Source organism: Brevirhabdus sp., from assembly GCF_052826345.1.
Genome location: NZ_JBRBUA010000012.1, coordinates 25,244 through 48,327, shown reverse-complemented (window position 1 = coordinate 48,327; position 23,084 = coordinate 25,244). Strand labels below are relative to the sequence as shown.

Here is a 23,084-nt window from a genome sequence, read left to right as displayed (position 1 = left end):
TCAGCCTCCTGTTTCTACGATTACCGCGCCCGCCGCGATCAATGCCATCAGCCCGAGCCTGCGCGGACCGACCGTTTCCTTCAAAAACACCCATCCGATGAGGGCCGCGAACACCGGCGAGGTCTCGCGCAGTACCGCCGCCTGCCCCACCTTGTCCAGCCGCGTGGCCAGCATCACCGATCCGAAGCTGCCGAACGCCACGATCGCCCCGATGAACCCGCGCAGCAGCAGACCGCGCGCCTCCGGCCGCTGCGGCATCGCCCGCCACCGCAGATAGGCCGGGATGGGAAATGACAGCCCGTCTATCACGAAAAACCATGCGAGAAAGGTAAATGGGTCCGGGGTCGAGCGGATGCCATAGGCATCGTAGATGGTATAGATCGCCACCAGCATCCCGGTGATCACCGCCAGCGCCAGTGCCGCGTTCAGCGTGTCGCGGTTCACACGCACATGCACCAGATTATAGGCCGCAAGCCCCAGGATACCCGTCATCAGCGTGGCCACGCCCAGCCATTGCAGCGGGGCGAAGACCTCTCCGAAGATCAGATAGGCGCCGATCACGGCAAACAGCGGCCCCGTGCCCCGCACCACCGGATAGACGACCGTATAGGCGCCGCGCGTGTAGGCCATCGCCTGCAACACCTTGTAGGCGGTGTGGATCAGCCAGACGCCCGCGAAGATCAGCCAAAGCTGCGGCTCGGGCCGGGGCACGACGAACAGCGCGACCGGCAGCGCCATCAGCAGATACCAGAAATCCACCGCGCCGCGTGTCAGCCAGGGATCGAACCGCCCCTTCTGAAGCGCGCCGAAGACCGCGTGCAGCAGCGCCGCCGACAGCGCCAGCAGCAGGGCGGTGCGGTGGCCTGCCTCCGTGCCTTCCAGGGTGATGATCCAGTCGCTCATGCCGCGCGGGCCGCCCTGGCTGGCGCCTGCACGCGGGGGCTGGAACCCGGCGCGGCTCCGTGGCATTTCTGGATCATGCTAGATGTCCTGCGCAGCGAACTTGCCAACAGCTTTTCGACCGTCCCCGCGGAAATCGCGGCGCTGCGCCTGCTGGTCGCGCTGATCCTCGGCGGCATCATCGGCTGGGAACGCGAGGCCCGCACCAAACCCGCGGGGCTGCGCACGCACATGCTGATCGCCACGGCGGCCTGCCTGTTCATCCTCGTCGCGCAGGAGCTGGTCAACCTGCCCTTCGCGGGCAGCGGAGAGATGCGTGTCGACCCCCTGCGCCTGATCGAGGCGGTGACGGCGGGCGTCGCCTTTCTGGCGGCCGGGGCTATCTTCACCTCCAAGGGCGAGGTGAAGAACATCACCACCGGCGCGGGCATGTGGCTGGCGGGCGCGGTCGGCGTGGCGGCGGGCAGCGGGCAGCTGCCGCTGGCGGTACTGGCCACCGTCGTGGTGGTCACCGTCATGAGCGTCGTGGGCTGGCTTGAACGGCGCTACACCGACAAGGGATAGCCACAGATCAGCCCCCCGCCCCGCCAGGACCCGCATCGTCGGCACCCGCGTCGGAGCCGGTAAGCGCGCGGGCGAAATCCGCCGGGTCAAAGGCATCCAGATCGTCGATCTGCTCGCCCACGCCGATCGCGTGGATCGGCAGGCCGAAGCGGTCGGCCAGCGCCACCAGGACACCGCCGCGGGCGGTGCCGTCCAGCTTGGTCATCACCAGCCCCGTCACATCGGCCAGCTTGCGGAAGGTTTCCACCTGGCTCAGCGCGTTCTGCCCGGTCGTCGCATCCAGCACCAGCAAGGTGTTATGCGGCGCGGTCGGATCCTTCTTGCGGATCACGCGGACGATCTTGGCCAGCTCCTCCATCAGGTCGGCGCGGTTCTGCAACCGCCCGGCGGTGTCGATCAACAGCAGATCGGCGCCCTCGGCCTCCGCCTTGCTCATCGCGTCGAAGGCCAGGCTGGCGGGGTCCGACCCTTCGGGCGCGGTCAGCACCGGCACGCCTGCGCGATCGCCCCAGACCTGCAACTGTTCGACCGCGGCGGCGCGGAAGGTATCGCCGGCAGCGATCACCACCTGCTTGCCCGCCGCGCGGAACTGGCTGGCCAGCTTGCCGATGGTCGTGGTCTTGCCCGAGCCGTTGACACCGACCACCAGCACCACCTGCGGCGTCTTGACGTAAAGCGGCAGCGGGCGCGCGACGGGCTCCATGATGCGGGTGATTTCCTGCGCCAGCAGCGCCTTGATCTCTGCCGAGGAAAGTTTCCGCCCGTAGCGGCCCTCGGCCATGCTCGCCGTCACACGCAGCGCCGTGTCGACGCCCATGTCGGTGGAAATCAGCAGCTCTTCGAGCTGTTCCAGCATGTCATCGTCCAGCGCGCGGCGCAGGACCGATGCGGCGGGCGTCGCGGGCGCACCCGGCGCGGGTCTGGCCCCGCCGCCCAGAATGCGGCCCAGCAAACCCGGCTTGCCGGAGGCGGGCGCGGTTGGCGCCGGCTGCTGGTCCGCTGCGGCGGGCGTGGGCGCCCGGGGCGGGGCCCCGGCTGGGGCCGGAGCTGGGGCAGAAGTCTCGCGCGGCTCTGGCCCGGTCGCTGGCTCTGGCCCGGTCGCTGGCTCTGCCTTGGTCTCTGGCGCGGGGGGCGATGCCGGGGCGTCCTGATGCGTCGGACGGGCGTCGGCGCGAGGATCGCCCGGCCCCTGCGCATTCGCCTCGACGCCGGTATCTGCGGCGTCGGACGGCGCGAGGCCCTCCTCCGCGGTGCCGGGTTCCGCGACGCCGCCTTCCTCCACGATGGCATCGAGCCCCGCGTCGATCCTGGAGGACGACTTGAACAGCCTGTCCTTGAGCTTGTTGAAAAACGCCATCCCGATCCCGTCGCTGCCCTCGGTCACCTCTTCCGTTCACCTAAGCCGAAATCGGCCGGGATGGAAGGGTCGGCGGCCGCAGCACCCGCCCCGCGGCCGCGTGGCGGCGGCTTGACCGCCCGGCGTTCCTCGATTTTGCCGTGACGGCACCCCGCTGTCGCCCCTATCGTGCGTCAAGCTGTCGGCAACGATGCAATCCGGGCGGAGAGGGTAAGGATGGGCGGCACGATCGCAGGGTTTGCGCTGGCCAGCGGGCTGCCTCTGGGGCTGTTGCTGGCTGCGGGTCACTGGGGCGGCGCGCCGGGAGGCGGTGCGCTGGTCTGGCTGGCGCTGGCCTCGGTGACGGTCGTGGTCGCGGGGATCGACGGGCTGCTGCCCGGCGTGCGGGCACGCCGCCCCTCCGACCGGGGCGCCCAGGCCCTTTCGGTCGCCCTGGCTCTGGCGCATTTCGTCCTGCTCTGGCAGACGATCGCGGCGCTCGTGCACGGCTCCGCGCTCGGGGGCGGCGAAAAGCTGGGCCTCTTCGTCGCGGCGGGTCTCTTTTTCGGCCAGGTTTCCAACTCGAACGCGCATGAGCTGATCCATCGCCCTTCGCGCCTGCTGCGCAGGCTGGGCGCGGCGGTCTATACCTCACTGCTGTTCGGGCATCATGCCTCGGCGCATCCGGCGGTGCATCACCGCCATGTCGCCACCCCCGATGACCCGAACACGTCGCGCCGGGGCGAGAGCTTCTACCGCTTCGCGCCGCGGGCCTGGCGCGGGTCGTTCCGGGCGGGCCTGCGGGTCGAAAACGCGCGACTGGCGCGCAAGGGGCGAGGCGCGCTCAGCCCCGCCAACCCCTATTGGGGCTACACGCTGGGCGGGATGGGGCTGCTGGCGGTGACAGGGACGTTCTGGGGGGTGTGGGGGGTGCTGCTGCATGTCGCGCTTGCCGCCCATGCCACGATGCAGCTGCTGCTGAGCGATTATGTCCAGCACTACGGGCTGATGCGACAGCCCCGCGGCACCGGCGGCTATGAACCCGTCGGCCCGCAGCATTCGTGGAACGCCCCGCATTGGTATTCCGCGCTCATGATGCTGAACGCGCCGCGCCATTCCGATCATCACGCGCACCCGTCAAAGGCCTTTCCCGCGCTGACCCTGCCCGATGGGCAAACCGCGCCGCAGCTGCCCCATTCGCTGCCGGTGATCGCGACGATGGCGCTGTTTCCGCGCCTGTTCCGCCGGGTCATGCACCCGCGCCTGCGCGCCTGGACGGCGCGCGCGCCGCAGGACGCGGCGTAGATCCAGCGGCCCATGAAACCTTGAACGCGCGTTGCGCCGGCGTCGTCAAAACGCGCGTCGCGCTGGCCGAACGGGCCGCGCTGTGGCAGGCTTGGCGTCCAGGAGGTCCGCACATGCGCCTGTTGCCTGCACTCACCCTCGCCCTCTGGTCCCTGCCCGCCGTTCCGGTGGCGGCGCAGCAGCAACAGCTGACGGCCGGAGAATTCGAAAAGATCGTCACCGGACGAACCTTGTTCTTCAACCGTCTGGGCGAAGCCTTCGGCGCCGAGCAATATCTGAGCGGGCGCCGCGTCATCTGGGCCTTCGTCGACGGCAGCTGCCAACAGGGCGAGTGGTACGAAAGCGGCGGCGAAATATGTTTCGACTACGAAGACATGCCCGAGGACATCTGCTGGAATTTCTTCGTCGACGGCATCGGGGTGCGCGCGCGGCTCCCCGGTGACGATCCGATGTTCGACCTGCGCGCGGTCGCGGACAGCGACGAGCCGCTGAAATGCGTCCCGCCCGGTCTGGGCGTGTGACGAGGGCGCGCTCGCCCGGCACGCGCAGGCCCCTGCCGGGGCCGGGCTAGAACAGGCTGCCCTGCTCGGGCGGTTCGCCGGATTTCCCCGCCGCCTTGCCGGTCGTCGTCGCGGGCTTGCCCGCCCGCGCCTTCTTGCCTGCGGTCTTCTTGCTGCCGGACCCCGCCCGCGCCACGGTGTCGGAGGCGTCGGAAAAGGCGTCGCCGCCTCCAGTGGCACCGCCACCGGGCACCGGGGCAACCGGCAAACGCCCGTCGTGGAACTGAATGTCGAGCCGCGGCGCAAGCGCGGCCGTCTTGCTGTCGGTCACGACCGCATCGCCCGCCCGGACCACGGCAAAGCCGCGCGCCAGCGTCTGGGTGTAGCCCAGCGTCTGGCGCAGCCGGTCCAGCCCGTCCAGCCGGTCGCGCAGCTGCCCCGTCCGACCCTGTGCCGCGGTGCGAAACCTGCCCTCCAGCGCCTCGAGAGCGCGGCGGCGCTGTTGCACCTCGCGCGCCAGTGTCGCGGGGCGGAGCCCGCGCGCCGCCTGCTCCAGCCGCGCGCGCCGCTCGCGCAGCAGGCGGTCATGGCAGGGGCCGAGCTGCGCCGTCAGCCGCGCCAGCCTTTCGGCATCGCCGCGCAGCCCGCGTTTGAGCAGACCGGGACGCAGCGGCCCCGCGACGGTCCCCAGGTGCACGCGCTTGATCTGGACCGCGGCCCGCAACGCGGCCGGCAGGCGATCGCCGACGGTATCCAGTCGCTGCCGCGCCGAATACGTCAGCGTTTCGAGCCGCGGAAGCGCGCGCGACAGATCGCGCAGCCGTTGCTGGCGCTGGGTGATCGCCGCCCCGCCGCAGCGCGACAGCCGCGCGCCGGTCTGCGACAGTGCGGCCAGCAGCTCCAGCCGCACGGGCACGGCCAGTTCCGCCGCGGCCGAAGGCGTCGGCGCGCGCCGGTCGGACACGAAATCGATCAGCGTGATGTCGGTTTCATGCCCCACGGCCGAGATCAGCGGAATCTGCGACGCCGCCGCGGCGCGGGCGACCGTTTCCTCGTTGAAGCCCCAGAGATCCTCGATCGAGCCGCCGCCGCGCGCCACGATCAGCAGATCGGGCCGGGGCAGCGCGCCGCCCGGCGTCAGCGCGTTGAACCCCTCGATCGCGCGGACCACTTCGGGCGCGCATTTCGCGCCCTGCACCGCCACCGGCCAGATCAGCACGCGGCGCGGAAAACGGTCGCGCAGGCGGTGCAGGATATCGCGGATCACCGCGCCCGACGGGCTGGTGATCACGCCGATCACCTCCGGCAGATAGGGCAGCGGGCGCTTGCGTTCGGCCGCGAAAAGACCCTCGGCCTGCAACGCCTTCTTGCGCTTTTCCAGCATCGCCATCAGCGCGCCCACACCGGCGGGGGCGATATCCTCGATCACGATCTGATATTTCGACTGCCCGCCGAAGGTGGTCAGCCGCCCGGTCGCGACGACCTCCAGCCCCTCTTCGGGCATCGTGGCCAGCCGCGCGGCCTGACCTTTCCAGATCACCCCCGACAGGACCGAGCGGTCGTCCTTGAGATCCAGATAGACATGCCCCGAGCGCGGCCGCGACACGCGCCCGATCTCGCCGCGCACGCGCACATGCGAGAATTCCCCCTCGATGGTGCGTTTCACCGCGCCGGAAATTTCCGTGACGGTGAATTCGGGGGCGTTCGCGCCCGCATCCGGGCCGGGGGCGAAATCATCTATCAGGTCGGACATGCGCGCCTCGCTTGTGATCTTCGGGGCGTCATCCTAGAACGCGCCCAGCAGAAGGCCAATACGGGAGCGTGCCGCGCATGAACATCCTCATCCTCGGCGGCGGCGGGCGCGAACATGCGCTGGCCTGGGCGGTCAAGCAGAACCCGAAATGCGACCGGCTGATCGTGGCGCCCGGCAACGCGGGCATCGCCGGGATCGCCGAGATCGCGGATCTCGATATCGTCGACGGCGGTGCCGTGTGCAGCTTTGCCGAGGAAAACGCCGTCGATTTCGTCATCATCGGCCCGGAGGCGCCGCTGGATGCGGGCGTCGCCGACGCGCTGGAGGCCGCGGGCGTGCTGTGCCTGGGCCCCTCGGCGGCGGCGGCGCGTCTGGAATCGTCGAAAAGCTTCACCAAGGAGGTCTGCGACGCCTGCGACGCCCCGACCGCGGGCTGGGCGCGGTTCACCGACGCCGAGGCCGCGCGCGCCCATGTGGAGCAGCAGGGCGCGCCCATCGTGATAAAGGCCGACGGTCTGGCGGCCGGCAAGGGCGTGGTGGTGGCGATGGACCTGGCGCAGGCGCGCGCCGCGCTCGACGAGATGTTCTCGGGCGCCTTCGGCGCGGCCGGCGCCGAGGTGGTGATCGAGGAATGCATGGAAGGCGAAGAGGCGTCCTTTTTCGTGCTGTGCGATGGCGACAACGTGCTGCCCATCGGCACCGCGCAGGATCACAAGCGCGTGGGCCAGGGCGACACCGGTCCCAACACCGGCGGCATGGGCGCCTATTCCCCCGCCCCCGTGCTGACCGACGCCATCGCGGATCTGGCGATGGCGCAGATCATCCGTCCCACGGTGGCGGAGATGGCCCGGCGCGGCACGCCGTTTCGCGGGGTGCTTTATGCCGGTCTGATGATCAAGGACGGCCAGCCGCGGCTGGTGGAATACAACGTCCGCTTCGGCGATCCCGAATGCCAGGTGCTGATGATGCGGCTGGGCGCGCAGGCGCTGGACTTGATGCTGGCCTGCGCCGAGCGGCGCCTAGAGCGTGCCCGGGTCAACTGGGCCGACGACCACGCGCTGACGGTCGTGCTGGCGGCACGGGGCTATCCAGGCGCCTATGAGAAGGGCAGCCGCATCGGCGGGCTGTCGGAACTGCCCGAAACCAGCGCCCAGATGTGCTTTCACGCGGGCACCCGGCGCGGCGCGGACGGCAGCACGCAGGCGGCGGGCGGCCGCGTCCTGAACGCCACCGCGCGCGGCGCCACCCTGCGCGAGGCCCGCGATCTGGCCTATGCGCTGGTCGACCGGGTCGACTGGCCCGACGGGTTCTGCCGCGACGACATCGGGTGGCGGGCGCTCTGACACCCGCGCCCCGCCGCGCTCAGTCGCAGCTCATCGCGGCCGCCAGCGTTTGCGGCCCCTCGTAGGGCGCCAGGTCGCGGGCGTGAAATGCGCGGCCGTCGAACCGGACCGCGACGACCTTGCGCCAATCGGAGGTCGCCAGCACCATCTCGGGCCGGATATTCGGATTTTTTGCGGTGCCGCAGCTGCGGATACCGCCGCCGATCTGCGATTCGCCGATGCGGTGATTGCTGTAGCCCGGGCTTTCGGCCACGAAGTTCAGCGCCCCGTCTTCCAGCCGGAAGATCCGCAGCAGCTTGGCCAGATGCGGCCGGTCGACAAAGGCGATCTCCAGCCGGCCGTCGCCGTCCAGATCGGCGACGCCGACCGGGGCCAGCCAACGGTTGCTGCGCCCGATGTTGGGCGTTGCCGCGATCTTGCCGGCGGGGCCGTAGATTGCCAGCTGCGCGCCGCGCTTCACGTCCGTCTCGATCACCATCACCTCGGGGATGCCGTCGCCATCGGCGTCGACGACGCGCGGGGCCACATCCTCGAACACCCGGTTTTCGGGCAGCACCACCTCGCGCCGGGTGCCGTCGGACAGGGTCATGACCAGCGATCCGAATTCGATATCGTCGCCCAGCACGCCATGTGCATAGCGCGTGGTGGGCTGGCCGTATTCCGCGGCAGTTACCGCAAGCGTCCCCGCCACGGCGCCCCCGTCCGCGGCGGCAAGCGCGCCCCCGCCCACCGCCTGCACCAGCATCGCCAGAACGACGAGGCGGCGCATCAGATCTGCTTTTCGGGCATCTTGACGATCAAGCCGTCCAATGCGTCCGAGACCTTGATCTGGCATGTCAGGCGCGACCGTTCAGTGTCGGGCTCGAAGGCGAAGTCGAGCATGTCCTCTTCCATGTCCTCCTTGGCGGGCAGGCGGTCCACCCAGGCCGGATCGACATAGACATGGCAGGTCGAGCAGGCGCAGGCGCCGCCGCAATCGGCCTCGATGCCCGGAATGTTGTTGTCGCGCGCGCCTTCCATAACGGTCATGCCGTTCGCGACGTCGACCACATGTTCGGTGCCATTGTGTTCGATATAGGTAATCTTCGCCATGTCAGTTCCTCATGCGTCGTTTCCCCTGATGTAGCCAAGGCACCGCGCCCGCACCAGCAGGTTTTGGGACAATCCCGGTCACGATTGGCAGCGCGCGCCGCCGCGGCGGTTGCCGGTCGCGGGTCTGGGCCCGGAACTGGGCCCGGATCTGGACGCGCGTCCGGCAAGTCGGCACCGGCGGGACGAAGCGGCAACACCGCGGCGCGATCTTGCCCGTGCGCGGGCCCCGGTGCTGGCCATGACGCAACGCAGGCAATAGCGTCGCGGCAACCGGCCCGGGGCCGACACCAGTAATAGAACACAGATGACGCAAACCACCCAGATGACGCCCCCCCGGCGCCTGAGCGCCAGCCTGATGCCGGTGCTGGCGGCCGTGACGCTTGCCGCCTGCGCCCCGGCGCAGTCGCCCGCGCAAGACCCCGCGGTCAGCCGGTCGGGCCCGGAAAACCCGCTGGCGGGCAGCACCCTGTCGCGCATGGTGGCGCCGCCGCCCGGCGCGCCCTCCGGCACCTGCTGGCAGCGCGACGTGACCCCCGCCGTGATCGAAACCGTGACCGAGCGCGTGGCGATGCCCTCGTCTGGCGCGGCGGCCGCCGCCGGGGATGCCGATCGCGCCGCCGGCCCCATGGTGATCCGCAGCCAGACCCATCAGCGCATCGTGCGCGACCGCAAGGCACTGGTTTTCGAGACCCCCTGCCCGCCGGTGTTCACGCCTGAGTTCATCAAGTCCATCCAGCGCGCGCTGATGGCACGCGGCGCCTATGCGGGGGCCATCACCGGGCATTACGACCGGCCCACGCGCGCCGCGCTGCGCCGCTATCAGGCGCGGGGCGGACTGGACAGCGATATCCTGTCGATGGCGAACGCGCGGGCGCTGGGGCTCGTCGCCTATGACTTCGGGCAGACCCCCTGAGGCGCTGGGCCGAGACATGAAAAAGGGCACCGCGGCCGGTGCCCTTTTCCGCATTCGTCGATGATCGCCCCCGCGGGGCGTCAGCTTACTTGTCGAGGTTCAGCGCCACGAAGCGCGGATCGCCGTCGCGACGCACCAGCAGCAGCAACGATTTGCGCCCCGCGTCGCGCGCGTCCTGGATGCGGGCTTCCAGATCGGCGACGGTGCTGACCTTTTTCTGACCGGCCTCGGAAATCAGATCGCCCGCGCGGATGCCCTTCTCATAGGCCTCGCTGTCCTCGGCGATATCCTTGACCACCAGTCCCGTCGCGCCGTCGGGGAGGTTCAGCTGGCTGCGCAGATCGGCATTCAGTTCGGTCACATCCAGGCCAAGCACGGTCGATTCGGCAGGCATGGCCGGTTCGGCGGCGGCGGGGGTGGCGGTATCCTCGGCGGATTCGCGGCGGCCGAGCACCACCTTCAGCGTCTGTTCCGACCCCTCGCGCAGCACGCCGATGTCGACCGTCTTGCCGACCTCGGCATTGCCCACGCGGCGCACCAGATCGCGCGTGTCCTCGACCTGCGCGCCCTCGAAGGTCTGGATCACGTCGCCGGCCTTCATGCCCGCGGCCTTGGCCGGACCCTCCGGCACATCGGTGACCAGCGCCCCGGCGGAGGATTTGAGACCCAGCGCCTCGGCCACGTCGTCGGTGACATCCTGAATGCGCACGCCCAGCCAGCCGCGGCGGGTTTCGCCGAATTTCTCAAGCTGGTCGATGACCTTGCTGACCACATCCGAGGACATGGCGAAGCCGATCCCGATCGAGCCGCCGGTGGGCGACAGGATCGCGGTGTTCACGCCGATGACCTCGCCGTTCATGTTGAACAGCGGCCCGCCGGAGTTGCCCCGGTTGATCGCCGCGTCGGTCTGGATGAAATCGTCATAGCTGCCGGAAAGCGACCGGCCGCGGGCCGACACGATCCCGGCGGAGACGGAAAAGCCCTGCCCCAGCGGGTTGCCCATCGCCATCACCCATTCGCCCACGCGCATCTTGGCGCTTTCGCCGAATTGGACAAAGGGAAGCTCCTTGTCGCTTTTCACCTTGAGCAGCGCGATGTCGGTCTTGGTGTCGACGCCGACGACCTTGGCTTCGAGTTCCTTGCCGTCGAAGAACTCGATCATGATCTCGTCGGCCTTGTCGATCACGTGGTTGTTGGTCACGATAAAGCCGTCGCCGGACACGACGAAGCCCGAGCCGAGCGCCTGGCTGCGGCGCGGACGGCCGCCGTTGCCCTGCTGCCGGTCCATGAAATCGCGGAAGAAATCTTCCAGCGGCGATCCCTCGGGCACCATCGGCGCGGGACCGGGGCTTGCGGCCACGGTGGTCGAGGTGGTGATGTTCACCACGGCGTCGCTGACGCTTTCGACCAGCGCGGTGAAGCTGAGCGGCGTCGCCTCCACCGGCGCCGTCTGCTCCTGCGCGACGGCGATGCCGGTCTGCGCCATCGCCAGCGCGGCGCCCAGCACCAGCGCGTTGAGGGTGCGGATCGGCCGCGCCGCGGGTTTCATTGAGGTGACTGCTGTTCTGCTCACGCCATAGTCCTCCTTGCTATGAGGGCGGAAACGCCCATGAGGCGCCCAATCGAAGGGTATTTCCCTTCGGCGCCGCGAAAACAACTCATTGCGGCGCGCGGAGTATAAACAGATCGTGAGCGCAGCAAGAGCCTTGCGCCTGTATCTAGGGCGCCAGACCCATCGCGACAATGACCAGGCCCAACGCCATCGCCCCCAGTCCCAGCGCCCTGCGCGTGCCCAGCGGCAGACGCGCCAGCGCGGCGATCAGCTCCTCCAGACGCGAAGGGGCCAGTGCGAACACCAGCCCCTCCAGGAACAGGGCAATTCCGATGCCCGTCAGAAATGCCGCCATCACGGGTTGGCGGTGCCCGTCGCAGGCTGCCCCGACGGGGCCGGCGCGGCGGCCGTGCCATCCGTGGTCGGCTGGCCCGTACTCTGGCCCGTGCTCTGGCCCATGCTCTGACCTGTGCTCTGGCCCGCACCTTGGTCCCCACCTTGGCCCGCAGCGGGCGCCGGGGTCGCAGAGGCGCCGCCCGCGTCAGGTGCTGCGGTGGCTGCGCTGCCGCCGCTGGCCGCAGCTGCGTCCGGCTGCCCGGACGCCCCCGGCGCGGCGCCCGAAGCCGACCCTGCGGGCGGTGTCGTGGTGGCACCGCCCGTCGGGGCCGACGACTGGCGCCGCGGCCCTGCGGGTGCGCCCGCGCCCGGCCCGCGATCGGACTTCAGATAGTTGAAGAACTCGCTGTCGGGCGAGATGATCATGGTCGAGTTCGATCCCTGCAACGCCTTGGTGTAGGCGTTGAGCGAGCGGTAGAAGCGGAAGAACTCCTGATCCGCGCCGAAGGCCTGACCGTAGATGTTGTTGCGGCGGGCGTCGGCCTCGCCTCGCACGATTTCCGCCTGGCGCTTGGCGTCCGACACAAGCTCGACCACCGTGCGGTCGGCCTGGGCGCGGATGCGCTGCGCGGCCTCTTCGCCGCGGGCGATCTCATCTGCGGCTTCGCGTTCGCGCTCCGCCCGCATCCTGGCGAATGTCGCCTCCAGGTTCTGCTCGGGCAGATCGGTGCGCTTGAGCCGCACGTCGATGATTTCCAGCCCCAGATTGCTGGCCTCGTCGATCGCCGCGTTGCGGATGCGCAGCATCAGCGCGGCCCGGTCCGTCGACAGGATGTCGTTGGAGGTGACGGAACCCAGCACCGCCCGCGTCTCGGACCGCAGGATGCGATCGAGCCGATCCTCGGCGGCGCGGATGCCACCCACGCCGACGGCGCGGCGGAACTGCACCACATCGGCGATGCGGTATCGTGCGAAGGCGTCGACCACCAGGCGGCGGTCATCCAGCGGCGTGACCTCCAGCGGGTCGATGTCGCGGCTCAGGATCCTGTCGTCGTAGCGCACGACCTCCTGGATGAAGGGCACCTTGAAGGCGAGGCCGGGATCGACCTTCACGTCCTTGACCTGGCCGAACTGGAGCACGAGGACCTTCTGCCGCTCGTCCACGATGAAGACCGACGACAGCAGCCCGACAAGCACGACGACGACGATCGCAATGATGTAAGTGGACCGGTTCATTGCGTCTTCTCCTGATTGCGCCGCAGCTCGTTCAGCGACAGGTAGGGCACGACGCCCTGCTGGCCGCCGCCGCTGCCGCCTGCCACGTTCTCGTCAAGGATGACCTTGTCGACATCGCTGAACACCTGCTCCATCGTCTCGAGGTAGAGACGCTGGCGCGTCACCTCGGGGGCTTTCTTGTATTCGGACAGCACCGCGGTGAAGCGGCTGGCCTCACCTTCGGCCTCGTTTACGACACGCGCGCGGTAGCCTTCCGACTCCTCGACCGTCTGTGCCGCCTCGCCGCGCGCGCCGGCAAGCACGCGGTTGGCATAGGCGTCCGCCAGTTTCTTGAGCCGGTCGCGCTGCTGTTCGGCGGCCTGGACCTCGCGGAAGCTGTCGATGACTTCCTTCGGGGGGTCGGCCTTGTCGAAGTTGACGCGCACCACGTTCATCCCCGAATCGTAGCTGTCCAGCGCCTTCTGGATCGCATCCTGCAGGGTCGAGGCAATGAGCCCCCGGTCGCGGTTCAGAATGGGCGACAGCTCGGATTGGGCGATGATTTCGCGCATCGCGGATTCGGCCACCGCGCGGATGGTGGATTCGGGGTCGCGCAGGTTGAACAGGAACATCGCCGGGTTGTTGATGTTCCAGACCACCTGGAAGTCGATATCGACGATGTTCTCGTCGCCGGTCAGCATCAGCCCCTCGTCCTGGCGCGATCCGCGTCCGGTGCCCAGATCCTCGGTGCGCTCGCGCGTGGTGGGGATGACTTCCGCCGTGACGAAAGGCCAGGGCGCGAAATTCAGACCCGGACCGCCGGTGCTGGAGTATTTGCCGAGGAAGAGTTCCACGGACTGCTCTTCGGGCCGGACCGTGTAAAAGGAGGCGAAGAGCCACAGGATCACCACGCCCACAAGCGCCAGGCCGATGGTGCCGCGCGTCAGCGCGGGGCCGCTCGGGCCGCCACCGCCGCCGCCGCCGTTATTGCGACCGCCTCCCTTGCCGCCCATCAGGACGCGCAGTTGTTCCTGCCCCTTCTTGACGATCTGATCGATTTCCGGGATCTGGGAGCCGGAGTTTCCGGGCCTCCGGCCGCCGCCGCGCGGATCGTTGCCGCGGTTGTCACCGCCGCCCCCCGATCCGCCGCCGCCGCCCCAGGGTCCACCGTTGTTGCTAGACATACGGGAGGGTCCTCTCTGGTGTTAGAGCTGTGTCAGTCAATTGGTACGCTTTCAGCCTTTGGATTCAATCCGAGCGGGTGGGTGACTTCATCGTCACCAACTCCTCGGCCATGGTGGGATGGACGGCGCAGGTCTGATCGAACTGTTCCTTGGTGGCACCCATCTTGACCGCGATGCCGACCAGCTGGATCATTTCCGCCGCGTGATCCGCGATGATGTGGCAGCCGAGCACCTGGCGCGACGCCTTGTCGACGACCAGCTTCATCAAGACCTTTTCGTCGTCGCCGGCAAAGGCATGTTCCATCGCGCGGAAGGTGGTGGAATAGATCTCGACCGGGCCGCGCTCGCGGGCCTCGGCCTCGGTCAGCCCGACGGTGCCCATTTCGGGCTGGGTGAAGATCGCGCTCGGCACCCGGTCGTGATCGGGTTTGGTGGGCTTGCCGCCGAAGACCGTATCGACGAAGGCCGCGCCCTCGCGGATCGCCACCGGGGTCAGCTGGATGCGGTCGGTCACGTCGCCCACCGCATAGACCGAGGGAACAGTGGTCTGGGAATAGTCGTCCACCTCGATCACGCCGCCCTTGCCCAGGCGCACGCCGGCGTCCTCAAGGCCCAGGCCTTTGGTGTTGGGCACGCGGCCGGTGGCGAAGACAACCTGGCCGAACACTGTCTCGTCACCCTTGGTCGAGGTCACCTTGATACCGCCGTCGACCTTTTCCAGTTTTTCGGCGTTGACGTGGCAACGCAGGTCGACGCCGCGCAGGCGGATCATGTCGGCCACATGATCGCGGCATTCATCGTCGAAGCCGCGCAGGATCTGCTCGCCCCGGTAATATTGCGTGGTCTTCACCCCGAGGCCGTTCATGATACAGGCGAATTCGCAGGCGATATAACCGCCGCCGACGATCAGCATGCTGTCGGGCAGATCATCGAGCAGGAACATGTCGGCCGAGATCAGGCCCAGCTCCGCGCCCTCGATGTCGGGGCGCACCGGATGGCCGCCCACGGCCACGAGAATGTGCTTGGCGGTGACCGTCCTGTCATCGCCCAGCGCGACGGTATGCGCATCGCGCAGCGTGGCGCGGCAGTCGAAAACCTCGACCCCCGCCTTGTCGAGCGTGTTGCGGTACAGCCCCTCCAGGCGCGTCAGCTCGGCCGCCATGTGGCGCTGGAATGTGGACCAGCGGAACTCGCCCTGCTGCAATTCCCAGCCAAAGGCGCCCGCGTCATGCACGATCGTCGAATAGCCCGAGGCATAGACCATCAGCTTTTTCGGCACGCAGCCGCGGATCACGCAGGTGCCGCCCATGCGATATTCCTCGGCCAGGCCGACACGCGCGCCATGCTCGCCCGCCGCCAGCCGCGCCGCGCGTACCCCGCCGGACCCGCCGCCGATGACGAATAGATCGTAGTCGAATTCCATTATCGTCCCACTCAGTCCGAGATGTCCTGAAACAGATTCTCGTCCTCGACGATATCGATCTGTTCGTTCTTCACGGTGCCGTTGTTTATGTCGCGCACCTCTACCCGTCCATCCTGATGCCCGATCACCACCACGTCACAGATGTCTATGAACAGGCCGTTTTCAACCACCCCCGGGATCTGATTGAGCACAAGCGCCAATTGACCGGGCTTTCCGATGCGCCGCAGATGCAGATCCAGGATGTAATTCCCCTCATCGGTGACGTAGGGTTTGTCCATGTCCAGACGCAGGGTGCAGGTCCGGCCCATCACGTCCATGTTGATCAGCGTTTCCTCCAGCAGCATCTTGGTGGTCTGCCAGCCGAAGGGGATCACCTCCACCGGCAGGGGAAAGGCGCCCAGCTTGTCCACCTGTTTGGAGATATCGGCGATCACCACCATCTGGTCGGAGGCCGTCGCGACGATCTTTTCGTGCAGCAGCGCGCCGCCCCCGCCCTTGATGAGGTGCAGGTTCGGGTCGTATTCGTCGGCGCCGTCGATCGTCAGGTCGAGCCACTTGGCCTCTTCCAGGGTGACGACCTTGATGCCGACCTGCCGTGCCAGATCGGCGGTGCGCCGCGAGGTGGGCACGCCGGTGACGCGCAGCCCCTCCTCACGGACCAGATCGCCCAGGCAACGCACCATCCAGGCGGCGGTGGAACCCGTTCCGAGGCCGACGCGCATGCCGTCCTCGACGTAATCGACGGCGCGGCGGGCGGCCAGGAACTTGGCGCGGTCGGAGGGGGACATATCTGCGGGCATGGGTGTGAACTCCGTGTCTTTGGCACCGCACTATAGGCACAAGCGGCGTCGGGTGCGAGGGCGGTTTGCGCGGATGGACGCGGCGAAAGGACCGCATTGTGCGCAACGTGCCGCAGTTTTCGCGGCAGCTGCCGCTTTTTGACATGTCCGCGCCCAGCCTGTAGCCCAAGACTTCGCTTTTCCACGCAGGGGTATGGAATGTTTCTGAGCGTATTCGACATGTTCAAGATCGGCATCGGCCCGTCTTCGAGCCACACGATGGGCCCAATGGTCGCCGCCGCGCGGTTTCTGGACAAGGTCCGCGAAAGCCCGTTCCGGCCCGCCGGGCTGCGCGCGTCGCTGCACGGATCGCTGGCGTTCACCGGCGTGGGCCACGCCACCGACCGCGCGGTCATTCTGGGGCTGGCCGGGCTCGCGCCCGAGACCTATGACGCCGCGGACGCCGCGCGCGTGCTGGAGGCTGTCACCGCCTCGGGCCGTGTCGCGCCGCCCGGGCTGCCCGAAATGAGCTTTGCGCCCGCCGCCGATCTGCTGTTCGATTACGACCGCACCCTGCCCGGCCATGCCAACGGCATGATCCTGATGGCCACCGACGCGCAGGGCGATGTGGTGCTGAGCGAGACCTATTATTCCATCGGCGGCGGCTTCGTTCTGACCGAGGCCGAGCATGAAGCCGGTGCCGCCGCCGTGGCGCAGCCCAAGGTGCCCTACCCGTTCAAATCCGCCGCGCAGATGATCGAGATGGCCGGGGCCAGGGGCAAGACGATCGCCCAGATGAAGCGCGCCAACGAATTGGTGCTGCGCGATGCCGCCACGCTGGACGACGGGCTGGCGCGCATCTGGACGGTGATGAACGACTGCATCGACCGGGGGCTGGAGGGGCGCGGCATCCTGCCCGGCGGGCTGAAGGTGCGCCGCCGCGCCGCCGCGATCCACGAATCGCTTCAGGCCGAATACGGGATGAACATGACCGCGCCGCATACGATCAACGACTGGATGAGCGTCTATGCGATGGCGGTGAACGAGGAAAACGCCGCCGGCGGGCAGGTCGTCACCGCCCCCACCAATGGCGCGGCCGGCGTGGTGCCCGCGGTCATCCGCTACTGGCTGGATTTCGTGCCCGGCGCCAGCGAGCGCGGCGTCGGGGATTTCCTGCTGACCGCCGCCGCGGTGGGCGGCATCATCAAGACCAACGCCTCGATCTCGGGCGCGGAATGCGGCTGCCAGGCGGAGGTCGGCTCCGCCGCGGCGATGGCGGCCGCGGGGCTTTGCGCGGTGATGGGCGGCAGCGTCACCCAGGTGGAAAACGCCGCCGAGATCGCGCTGGAACATCACCTCGGCATGACCTGCGACCCGGTGAAGGGGCTGGTGCAGGTGCCCTGCATCGAGCGCAACGGCCTGGGCGCGATCAAGGCGGTTTCCGCCGCCTCGCTCAGCCTGCGCGGCGACGGCGATCACCTGGTGCCGCTCGACGCGTGCATCGAGACGATGCGCCAGACCGGCCAGGACATGAGCGAGAAATACAAGGAAACCTCGCTGGGCGGGCTGGCGGTGAACATTCCGAATTGTTGAGGATCGGCCGAACCGGCCGCAGGGCGGACACGGCGCCTTGCGTTCGGCCCGGCCCGGCGCCACGCTGCCGCCCATGACCAAGGACCGCCCGCCGCTGGGCATCGCCCTCATGATCGGATTTTGCGTGCTGGCGCCACTGGGCGACAGCATCGCCAAACTGTTGGGCGACAGCATTCCGGTGATGGAACTGGTCGTGCTGCGCTTCGTGGTGCAATCCGTCATCCTGATCCCCCTCGCGCTGCTGGGCGGGCACGGCCTGCGGCTGGGCGCGCGGGTCTTTCGGCTGACGCTGCTGCGCACCGCCCTCCATGTGGCGGGCATCGCCGCGATGTTCCTGTCACTGCGCTATCTGCCCCTGGCCGAGGCCGTGGCCATCGCCTTTGTCATGCCCTTCATCCTGCTGCTGCTGGGCCGGTTCGTGCTGAACGAGGAGGTCGGCGCCCGGCGCATCGCCGCCTGCGCGGTGGGTTTCGCGGGCACGCTGCTGGTGATCAAGCCCAGCTTTGCCGACGTGGGGGCGCCCGCGCTGCTGCCGCTGGTGGTGGCTGTCGTCTTCGCCCTGTTCATGCTGGTCACGCGCCGTCTGGCGCGCGATGTGGAGCCGGTGACGCTTCAGGCGACGAGCGGCGGGCTGGCGGTTCTGGCGCTCGGCCCCGTGCTGCTGCTGGCCGAAGGGTCGGGGCTGGCGGGGCTGGACCCTGTCATCCCGGATACACGGGCCCTGCTGCTTGTCCTGGCGCTCGGGGTCCTGGGCACGATGGCGCATCTGCTGATGACCTGGTCGCTGCGCTTTGCGCCCTCGGCCACGCTGGCGCCGGTGCAATATCTGGAAATCCCCTTCGCCACGCTCATCGGCTGGCTGGTGTTTCGCGATTTTCCCGACGGTCTGGCGCTGCTGGGCATCGCCGTGGTCATGGCCTCGGGGCTTTACGTGGTGTTTCGGGAACGCGCGCTGGCCCGGCAGGTCCGCCATGCGCCGCCCCAGCCGTAGCCCCGTTTCTAGGCCGCGAACACCGACCAGACCGCATCCAGCGCCTCAAGCGGCAGGATCACGATCATGCCCGCTCCCTCCATGGCAAGTTCGACCCGCCCCTCGGTGACCTGGTTGGACGTGCCGATCATGCCCGCGGGCGCGAAGGCGATCCCGTCGATCGGCCAGCGCAACCCGCGCGAGCGGCCGCGCACCGGCGCCATCGGAAACAGCGAGAACCGGCTGCCCGCAGGCAGATCGAGCGTCAGCCGGGCCGGGCAGTGGAACGCGAGATCGGTCTCGCCCAGCACGACCACCCGCCGCGCGGGATGGCGCGCCAGCACGCTGAACGCGGCCAGCGTGTGGTCCAGCCGCAGCCCGGTCAGCCCCACCGCCAGCGTCGGCACATCGGGCAGGCTGCGCAATGCCTTGTCGAAGTCGATCGTATCCTGCTCGGCAATCAGATGCAGCCGCTCGGGACCGAGGGTCGCGCGCGCGCCTTCGCTCAGGCTGTCGAGATCGCCGATCACCGCATCGGGGGTGTATCCCAGCCGCAGGGCCGCGTCGCCGCCACTGTCCACACCCACGAGAATCGAGGTCAAATCCACCGCCCGGCGCAGGGCGGTCTGGTTAACCTTGCCCCCGGCCAAGAGTGTCATCATTGTGGCCCTGAGGACAATCTGTGGTACCATGAAATTATTACTCGCCCGCATAGAAACAAATGGCAATGAATCTGCCCCTCGACACATGCGTTGTTTACGATTTTTTTGGGTTGAAGCCCGCAAATTGATTAAACTGAGCGTGTTGAGTAACGAGGAAGCGAGCATAAAATGGTTGATACCAGCAAGATCCTGACTGTCTCCTACGGGACATTCTCCTGCACGCTGGAGGGATTCGACGAACCCTTCTCCACGATGAAGGCGATCGCCGAATATTTCCGCGATCTGGCCGCCGAGGATCGGTATTTCGGCGCGGAACCGCCGACCCCCGATGCGGAGACGCTGCACCGTATCGCCGAAAAGGCGATCAGCAACCGGGTGGACGCCAGGGTCGGCGACAATTCCGTGACCCTGCGCGCCTATAACAACGCCGAGGGGACCGCGGATATCGGTGCTGACGCCGACGACGCGGGCATCGACGTGGACGCCCTGCTGGGATCCGGCGCCGGAGAGCCCGAGATCACCGCGGCACAGGCGCTGGCGCAGGAGCGTCCCGCCGAAAGCCTACTCGCCTACGAAGAGGAAGAAACCGGACCTCAATCCTCGGTGATCCCGATTTCCTCGGGGCTGGAAAGCGTGGCGGCCAAACTGGCGCGCATTCGCGCCGCCGTCGCTCAGGACACCGCCGGGGACGACGCCGCGACCGGGTCCGCAGGCGGCGATCCGACCGACGCGGCCGCCCATAACGGGGCCGACAACGCGGTATCCTTCTTCGCCAAGTCCGGCACCGCAGGCACCGACACTATCCCCGCGGCCGAGGCCGAAGATGCCGACGCCGAAGCCGCGCGTGCCCAGGCCGACGCCGAAGCCGCCCGCGCCGCGATGGCCGCCGAGGCCGAGGCCCAGGCCGAGGAAGAAGCCCGCCGCGCGCAGGAAGAGAAGGCCGCGCAGGAAGAGGCCGAGCAAAAGGCCGAAGCAGAACGCGCAGCCGCCGAAGCGGCGGAGCGTCAGGCCGCCCAGCAAGCCGAGACCGCCCGGCTGGCGGCCGAAGCCGAAGCCGAGCGTCAGGCCGCGGTCGAGGCGCAGCAGGAAGCCGACCGTCTGGCCGCGGAGGCCGCCGAAGCCGCGCGCCGCGCCGCGGAAGACGCCGCTGCCGAACAGGCCGCAGGCCAGGCGGCAAGCGCAGCCGACACCGACGCGGCGACAGAAGCCGAAGCCGAAGCCGAAGCCGAAGCCGAAGCCGAAGCCGAAGCCGCGCCCTTCCTTCTGCAAGGCGCCAGCACGCCGGAGGCCGCGCCGCAAGATGACGCCGCCTTCGAGGCCGAACTGGCCGCGGCGCTTGCCGAAGCGCCCGAGGATCTGCGCCCGGCCGATCAGACCCCCTCGTCGGAGATGGCCCAGGCCGGGGCGCGTCGCCAGGTTCGCGTGCTGAAGGTCAAGCGGGCACAGTCGAACGAAGCGAAAGAAGACGACAAGCTGGTCGCCGACGTCAAGCGCGGCCAGCCGATCGAGCCCGAAGCCCCCGCCGCCGAAGCGGCCGACCAGGAGCAGCCGGAAGGCCGCGCCGAAAACCACCCCGGCCGCGAAGCGCTGGAAAGCGTGCACAGCGACGACGACGCTGCCGTCGCGCGCATCATGGCGGCCACCGACGACCGGCTGCAGGGCGAAGACACCCGCCGCCGCATCGACTCGATCTCGCACCTCAAGGCGGCGGTCGCGGCCACGCGCGCCGAACGCTCCGAAGCCAGGCCCGACGCGGACAAGGACGCGGCCCAGCCCTATCGCGAGGATCTGGCCGATGTCGTCGGCACCACCCCCGTGCCCGACATGCGCAGCAAGCGCCCCGCGCCGCTGGTGCTGGTGTCCGAGCAGCGCATCGACCAGCCGTCGGACCACGCGCGCGAACTGCTGCAACGCCGTCGCATCACCACCGCCGGGCGCGACACCGCGTCCGACCGGCAGCACAGCGACGCCCTGAACAACGCGAAAAGCTTTGAGGAATACGCCGATGAGGTCGGCGCCTCGGACCTGCCCGACCTGCTCGAAGCAGCTGCGGCCTATGTCTCCTTCGTCGAGGGCAGCCCGCATTTCTCCCGCCCGCAGATCATGGGGCATGTGCAGCAGGCACGCGGCGAGAGCGAATATTCCCGCGAGGACGGGCTGCGCACCTTCGGCACGCTGCTGCGCAACGGCACCATCCGCAAGCTCAAGCGCGGCCGCTTCGCGATTTCCGAAGACAGCCGCTTCATCCCCGACGATGAGCGCGCGGCCGGGTAAGCCGGACCTCTCAGGACCCAGCAAGGGCGGGCGCCGAAAGGCCCCGCCCTTTTGCATTTGCCCCCCTCTTCTTGGCACCCCGGCCCTTTCGACCCGGCGTTAACGGCGGACCGCACCCGCCCGGCACGGTTCACCAGGTCCCCGCGGCGATTCTGCGCCCGCTCGGGAACACAGCCGCAAAAGCGGACCCCGCCGAATTGACAGCCCGGCCCGCGTTCAGCACAGGTGGCTGAACCGCAATCCATGCGCCAGCCGCAAGCGGCGGCAGCCGCACCTGCCGCCCGCCTGTTCTTGACCGGAAAAGGACCGCCTGATGGATAAATTCGACCTGATCCACATCGGGCACGGAAAATGCCTGTCCACGATGCTGCAACGCCGCTGGGCGATGTCCGATCGCTATAATTATTTTCACGGCCTCGCCGCCGGGAACACCCTGTCGCAGGCTTTCCTGTCGGGCGCGCGCGATCCGGCGAACCACCGGATCGACATCAACCTGAACGCGGACAAGCCCAATATCCTGTCCTACGAATGCTTCACCTTCTTTGGCTGCGCCGAAGACATCCCCGAGACGGCGCGCCACCTCACGCTCGAGCGGCAGGCCTTCATCGCCGCGACGCTGGCACCGCTGTCGGACCGGGTGCTGCTGGTGCTTCGCGATCCGAAGGACTGGATCCGATCGTGCCATGCGCAATACGTGAAATACGGCGGCTCGCTGCCCCTTCAGGCCTATTTCGAGACGTTCCGAAAGCCGTTGCTCGACAACCTGCGCCTCGACCGCATCCTGGAAATCTGGCGCGCCAACGGGTTTGAGCCGATCGTCCTGCCGATGGAGGACTACAAGGCCGATCCATGCGGCTTCTGGGCCCTCTATGAGCGACTGACCGGCCTTCCCGCGCCCGAAGACCGCCCCTCCAGCGCGCTCGCCGATAACCGCACCGAACACGACAGGCTCGAAACCCGCGCGGCGACCAATGCGCTGATCGAGAAACTGATCGCCCTGATGGAACGGAACCCGCTCTATCAAAGCAGCCCGGAGCATCGCAAGGAACGCGACTCCTTTGCCGTGGTGAACAGCAATTTCAAGATGTGGACCGTCCGGCGCGCGTTCGAGGCGATGTCGCCCGCAGAGTTCGAGGAGTTTCGCTCCGGCCTCAATCTCGCGCCGGAAACCGGCTTTTCGCGCCTCGCGCTTGACGCCGAGGCGCAAGCCGCCCTCGCCGAAACCTATCTCGCGCCGCTGGAGGAATTTTCCGCGTGCCGACCGCATCTGGCGGGCTATCACGCCGGGCTGTCCGCGTGATCGGACGAGGTGCGGGGCGGGGGCCCGTGTCGCGTCCGCCGCCGGGAATGACGCCTTTGGCCTTGCCGCCGCGCCTTCGCTCCCGCAAGC

General features: G+C 68.5%; 21 protein-coding genes. 9 read left to right on the top strand and 12 right to left on the bottom strand.

Annotated features, from left to right (window positions below; all coding sequences use genetic code 11):
- Positions 1-903 (bottom strand): DMT family transporter, encoded by a 903-nt coding sequence (locus ACU0BR_RS01365; protein WP_446155059.1) that lies wholly within the window; start codon positions 901-903, stop codon positions 1-3.
- Between the two features lie 75 nt (positions 904-978).
- Here ACU0BR_RS01365 and ACU0BR_RS01360 point away from each other — a divergent pair, with 75 nt between their 5' ends.
- Positions 979-1,464, top strand: coding sequence for an MgtC/SapB family protein (locus ACU0BR_RS01360; RefSeq protein ID WP_446155040.1), 486 nt, complete (start codon positions 979-981; stop codon positions 1,462-1,464).
- A 7-nt stretch (positions 1,465-1,471) separates the two neighbouring features.
- On the opposite strand, the gene ftsY is transcribed toward ACU0BR_RS01360, so the two are convergent.
- Complete coding sequence (gene ftsY / locus ACU0BR_RS01355) at positions 1,472-2,821, bottom strand: signal recognition particle-docking protein FtsY (protein ID WP_446155058.1); 1,350 nt, start codon at positions 2,819-2,821, stop codon at positions 1,472-1,474.
- A 216-nt stretch (positions 2,822-3,037) separates the two neighbouring features.
- Here ftsY and ACU0BR_RS01350 point away from each other — a divergent pair, with 216 nt between their 5' ends.
- On the top strand, positions 3,038-4,105 hold the full coding sequence (locus ACU0BR_RS01350; protein WP_446155039.1) for an alkane 1-monooxygenase: 1,068 nt from the start codon (positions 3,038-3,040) through the stop codon (positions 4,103-4,105).
- Positions 4,106-4,218: 113 nt separating this feature from the next.
- On the top strand, positions 4,219-4,626 hold the full coding sequence (locus tag ACU0BR_RS01345; RefSeq protein ID WP_446155038.1) for a hypothetical protein: 408 nt from the start codon (positions 4,219-4,221) through the stop codon (positions 4,624-4,626).
- Between the two features lie 46 nt (positions 4,627-4,672).
- Here the strand turns inward: ACU0BR_RS01345 and xseA are convergent, their stop codons facing one another.
- A complete protein-coding gene (xseA, locus tag ACU0BR_RS01340; protein ID WP_446155037.1) occupies positions 4,673-6,358 on the bottom strand; it encodes an exodeoxyribonuclease VII large subunit in 1,686 nt (561 codons plus the stop codon).
- Positions 6,359-6,435: 77 nt separating this feature from the next.
- On the opposite strand from xseA, the gene purD reads away from it, so the two are divergent.
- The gene (purD, locus tag ACU0BR_RS01335) at positions 6,436-7,701 is read left to right on the top strand and encodes a phosphoribosylamine--glycine ligase (RefSeq protein ID WP_446155036.1); all 1,266 of its coding nucleotides are present in this window, start codon (positions 6,436-6,438) and stop codon (positions 7,699-7,701) included.
- A 19-nt stretch (positions 7,702-7,720) separates the two neighbouring features.
- Here the strand turns inward: purD and ACU0BR_RS01330 are convergent, their stop codons facing one another.
- Together ACU0BR_RS01330 and ACU0BR_RS01325 are read right to left on the bottom strand one after the other, a co-directional pair.
- Positions 7,721-8,470 carry an FG-GAP repeat domain-containing protein gene (locus ACU0BR_RS01330; protein WP_446155035.1) on the bottom strand — a complete coding sequence of 250 codons (750 nt, stop codon included), beginning with the start codon at positions 8,468-8,470 and terminating at the stop codon, positions 7,721-7,723.
- Complete coding sequence (locus ACU0BR_RS01325; RefSeq protein ID WP_446155034.1) at positions 8,470-8,793, bottom strand: 2Fe-2S iron-sulfur cluster-binding protein; 324 nt, start codon at positions 8,791-8,793, stop codon at positions 8,470-8,472. The genes ACU0BR_RS01330 and ACU0BR_RS01325 overlap by 1 nt, the downstream gene beginning before the upstream one ends.
- A gap of 304 nt (positions 8,794-9,097) precedes the next feature.
- On the opposite strand from ACU0BR_RS01325, the gene ACU0BR_RS01320 reads away from it, so the two are divergent.
- Positions 9,098-9,706 carry a peptidoglycan-binding domain-containing protein gene (locus ACU0BR_RS01320; protein ID WP_446155033.1) on the top strand — a complete coding sequence of 203 codons (609 nt, stop codon included), beginning with the start codon at positions 9,098-9,100 and terminating at the stop codon, positions 9,704-9,706.
- An 85-nt stretch (positions 9,707-9,791) separates the two neighbouring features.
- Here the strand turns inward: ACU0BR_RS01320 and ACU0BR_RS01315 are convergent, their stop codons facing one another.
- The 6 genes from ACU0BR_RS01315 to rpiA form a co-directional block, all read right to left on the bottom strand.
- The gene (locus tag ACU0BR_RS01315; RefSeq protein ID WP_446155057.1) at positions 9,792-11,255 is read right to left on the bottom strand and encodes a Do family serine endopeptidase; all 1,464 of its coding nucleotides are present in this window, start codon (positions 11,253-11,255) and stop codon (positions 9,792-9,794) included.
- A 169-nt stretch (positions 11,256-11,424) separates the two neighbouring features.
- Positions 11,425-11,613: a DUF2065 domain-containing protein gene (locus ACU0BR_RS01310; RefSeq protein ID WP_446155032.1), complete on the bottom strand. Its 189-nt coding sequence runs from the start codon at positions 11,611-11,613 to the stop codon at positions 11,425-11,427.
- Entirely contained in the window at positions 11,613-12,830 is a 1,218-nt protein-coding gene (locus tag ACU0BR_RS01305; protein WP_446155031.1) for an SPFH domain-containing protein, read from the bottom strand. The genes ACU0BR_RS01310 and ACU0BR_RS01305 overlap by 1 nt, the downstream gene beginning before the upstream one ends.
- Complete coding sequence (gene hflK, locus ACU0BR_RS01300) at positions 12,827-13,993, bottom strand: FtsH protease activity modulator HflK (protein WP_446155030.1); 1,167 nt, start codon at positions 13,991-13,993, stop codon at positions 12,827-12,829. The genes ACU0BR_RS01305 and hflK overlap by 4 nt, the downstream gene beginning before the upstream one ends.
- Before the next feature lie 64 nt (positions 13,994-14,057).
- A complete protein-coding gene (gor, locus tag ACU0BR_RS01295; RefSeq protein ID WP_446155029.1) occupies positions 14,058-15,416 on the bottom strand; it encodes a glutathione-disulfide reductase in 1,359 nt (452 codons plus the stop codon).
- Positions 15,417-15,427: 11 nt separating this feature from the next.
- Entirely contained in the window at positions 15,428-16,216 is a 789-nt protein-coding gene (rpiA, locus tag ACU0BR_RS01290; protein WP_446155028.1) for a ribose-5-phosphate isomerase RpiA, read from the bottom strand.
- Between the two features lie 198 nt (positions 16,217-16,414).
- On the opposite strand from rpiA, the gene ACU0BR_RS01285 reads away from it, so the two are divergent.
- Entirely contained in the window at positions 16,415-17,788 is a 1,374-nt protein-coding gene (locus ACU0BR_RS01285) for an L-serine ammonia-lyase (protein ID WP_446155027.1), read from the top strand.
- A gap of 73 nt (positions 17,789-17,861) precedes the next feature.
- Positions 17,862-18,779, top strand: coding sequence for a DMT family transporter (locus ACU0BR_RS01280; RefSeq protein ID WP_446155026.1), 918 nt, complete (start codon positions 17,862-17,864; stop codon positions 18,777-18,779).
- An 8-nt stretch (positions 18,780-18,787) separates the two neighbouring features.
- On the opposite strand, the gene ACU0BR_RS01275 is transcribed toward ACU0BR_RS01280, so the two are convergent.
- Positions 18,788-19,417, bottom strand: a complete 630-nt coding sequence (locus ACU0BR_RS01275; protein WP_446155025.1) for a thiamine diphosphokinase — start codon at positions 19,415-19,417, stop codon at positions 18,788-18,790.
- Positions 19,418-19,588: 171 nt separating this feature from the next.
- Here ACU0BR_RS01275 and ACU0BR_RS01270 point away from each other — a divergent pair, with 171 nt between their 5' ends.
- Together ACU0BR_RS01270 and ACU0BR_RS01265 are read left to right on the top strand one after the other, a co-directional pair.
- Positions 19,589-21,694 carry a hypothetical protein gene (locus ACU0BR_RS01270; RefSeq protein ID WP_446155024.1) on the top strand — a complete coding sequence of 702 codons (2,106 nt, stop codon included), beginning with the start codon at positions 19,589-19,591 and terminating at the stop codon, positions 21,692-21,694.
- 313 nt (positions 21,695-22,007) lie between these two features.
- Entirely contained in the window at positions 22,008-22,994 is a 987-nt protein-coding gene (locus ACU0BR_RS01265; protein ID WP_446155023.1) for a hypothetical protein, read from the top strand.
- Positions 22,995-23,084: the final 90 nt, after the last annotated feature.

What these genes read in the sequence shown, in the direction of transcription:
- ACU0BR_RS01365 (WP_446155059.1), bottom strand. Translation starts at nt 903, where the DNA reads ATGAGCGACTGGATCATCACCCTGGAAGGCACGGAGGCAGGCCACCGC.
- ACU0BR_RS01360 (WP_446155040.1), top strand. Translation starts at nt 979, where the DNA reads ATGCTAGATGTCCTGCGCAGCGAACTTGCCAACAGCTTTTCGACCGTC.
- ftsY (WP_446155058.1), bottom strand. Translation starts at nt 2,821, where the DNA reads ATGGCGTTTTTCAACAAGCTCAAGGACAGGCTGTTCAAGTCGTCCTCC.
- ACU0BR_RS01350 (WP_446155039.1), top strand. Translation starts at nt 3,038, where the DNA reads ATGGGCGGCACGATCGCAGGGTTTGCGCTGGCCAGCGGGCTGCCTCTG.
- ACU0BR_RS01345 (WP_446155038.1), top strand. Translation starts at nt 4,219, where the DNA reads ATGCGCCTGTTGCCTGCACTCACCCTCGCCCTCTGGTCCCTGCCCGCC.
- xseA (WP_446155037.1), bottom strand. Translation starts at nt 6,358, where the DNA reads ATGTCCGACCTGATAGATGATTTCGCCCCCGGCCCGGATGCGGGCGCG.
- purD (WP_446155036.1), top strand. Translation starts at nt 6,436, where the DNA reads ATGAACATCCTCATCCTCGGCGGCGGCGGGCGCGAACATGCGCTGGCC.
- ACU0BR_RS01330 (WP_446155035.1), bottom strand. Translation starts at nt 8,470, where the DNA reads ATGCGCCGCCTCGTCGTTCTGGCGATGCTGGTGCAGGCGGTGGGCGGG.
- ACU0BR_RS01325 (WP_446155034.1), bottom strand. Translation starts at nt 8,793, where the DNA reads ATGGCGAAGATTACCTATATCGAACACAATGGCACCGAACATGTGGTC.
- ACU0BR_RS01320 (WP_446155033.1), top strand. Translation starts at nt 9,098, where the DNA reads ATGACGCAAACCACCCAGATGACGCCCCCCCGGCGCCTGAGCGCCAGC.
- ACU0BR_RS01315 (WP_446155057.1), bottom strand. Translation starts at nt 11,255, where the DNA reads ATGAAACCCGCGGCGCGGCCGATCCGCACCCTCAACGCGCTGGTGCTG.
- ACU0BR_RS01310 (WP_446155032.1), bottom strand. Translation starts at nt 11,613, where the DNA reads ATGGCGGCATTTCTGACGGGCATCGGAATTGCCCTGTTCCTGGAGGGG.
- ACU0BR_RS01305 (WP_446155031.1), bottom strand. Translation starts at nt 12,830, where the DNA reads ATGAACCGGTCCACTTACATCATTGCGATCGTCGTCGTCGTGCTTGTC.
- hflK (WP_446155030.1), bottom strand. Translation starts at nt 13,993, where the DNA reads ATGTCTAGCAACAACGGTGGACCCTGGGGCGGCGGCGGCGGATCGGGG.
- gor (WP_446155029.1), bottom strand. Translation starts at nt 15,416, where the DNA reads ATGGAATTCGACTACGATCTATTCGTCATCGGCGGCGGGTCCGGCGGG.
- rpiA (WP_446155028.1), bottom strand. Translation starts at nt 16,216, where the DNA reads ATGCCCGCAGATATGTCCCCCTCCGACCGCGCCAAGTTCCTGGCCGCC.
- ACU0BR_RS01285 (WP_446155027.1), top strand. Translation starts at nt 16,415, where the DNA reads ATGTTTCTGAGCGTATTCGACATGTTCAAGATCGGCATCGGCCCGTCT.
- ACU0BR_RS01280 (WP_446155026.1), top strand. Translation starts at nt 17,862, where the DNA reads ATGACCAAGGACCGCCCGCCGCTGGGCATCGCCCTCATGATCGGATTT.
- ACU0BR_RS01275 (WP_446155025.1), bottom strand. Translation starts at nt 19,417, where the DNA reads ATGACACTCTTGGCCGGGGGCAAGGTTAACCAGACCGCCCTGCGCCGG.
- ACU0BR_RS01270 (WP_446155024.1), top strand. Translation starts at nt 19,589, where the DNA reads ATGGTTGATACCAGCAAGATCCTGACTGTCTCCTACGGGACATTCTCC.
- ACU0BR_RS01265 (WP_446155023.1), top strand. Translation starts at nt 22,008, where the DNA reads ATGGATAAATTCGACCTGATCCACATCGGGCACGGAAAATGCCTGTCC.